Genomic DNA, 1103 nt, shown 5'->3' on the forward strand with positions numbered 1-1103 from the left:
CACGCCAATTTGAGTACAAATATGGCGTGAGGCTTCCGGCGAAGAAAGCTAAAAGATACTGGCATACCAGCCCTTGTCTGATAGATAATTTCAGTCACAATATCTCCCCAGCGATTAGGTAGAAATTCCATAGCAAGCGGGTATTATGGAAGATGATGACTCTTTAGTAGAATTGAGAGGAATGATTTATCAGAGAAGGGGGCGAGGGGAAGCGGATATTGAATAGAGCTTTTTGCGTTCTACTTCTATCGCGCTTTAATTAAATAACCACACTGATGTTCCCCATCATTAATCCAGTGAGTACGCTCTACCGTACAATCTGGTAAAACGGCGGCAAACATCTCTAATTCATGGCCGCAAACACTAGGAAAAGATTCGGCAACATTAGAAATAGCACAGTTATGTTCTTTTAAGATAAACTGCTCAGTAGCATTTTGGTTGATTTCAGTGGGTTCCAACAAATACCACTCTGCCATATAGCCTTCACTTTGACGCATTTCCACCAGTTTGGCAACCCGCTGTTCCAGGGAACCCTTACCAATGCGATCGCGGTATTCTATCGCTTTACGCTCCCACTGCTTTTGTAGGATATTGCTGACTTGCTCTTGCCCCACAGTTTCGGCTAAGGTGTCCAAAAGGGATACGGCAAACTCACCATAACGATTGGGGAAGCGATCGCGCCCTTTAGGACTAAGCTGATAGATATGCTGCGGTCGTCCCATGCCAGTGGATACCGATTTATACTCGATCGCCCCTTCTTCTTCCAAATCTTTCAAGTGCCGCCGAATCGCTTGGGGACTAATCGCCAGGGTTTCGGCTAAAGCTTGTGCTGTCGCTCGATCCTCTTTGAGTAGATACTGCAAGATATCTTGCTTGGTGGAAGGGTGCTGAGTGGTAATCATAAGAATACACGGTATGCGGGAAACAAGCGCGTCTACCCTTCGGGAACGCGAAGCGCGAACAGACTCAACTCTGGTTTAAGTCTTAGGCTGGAGAGCTTAGTGTCTTCAGACCTGGGTCGTTGACTGCGATAGGCAAGAAAAATATTTCTCTTGACTTTGACAACATCTTAGTTGTTAATATATCTTACAATATAGTTAAGC

At 45.2% G+C, this 1103-nt stretch carries 1 protein-coding gene; it reads right to left on the reverse strand.

Annotated elements, in window-relative coordinates:
• Positions 1 to 245: 245 nt before the first annotated feature.
• Complete coding sequence (gene sufR, locus NJ959_RS29945) at positions 246 to 902, reverse strand: iron-sulfur cluster biosynthesis transcriptional regulator SufR (RefSeq protein WP_254015405.1); 657 nt, start codon at positions 900 to 902, stop codon at positions 246 to 248.
• Between the last annotated feature and the right edge of the window lie 201 nt (positions 903 to 1103).

The sequence above is a fragment of the Limnofasciculus baicalensis BBK-W-15 genome (assembly GCF_024178385.1).
Taxonomy (GTDB): Bacteria; Cyanobacteriota; Cyanobacteriia; order Cyanobacteriales; family Coleofasciculaceae; genus Limnofasciculus; species Limnofasciculus baicalensis.

Coding starts and splice junctions, on each gene's coding strand:
- sufR (WP_254015405.1), bottom strand. CDS start 902: ATGATTACCACTCAGCACCCTTCCACCAAGCAAGATATCTTGCAGTAT.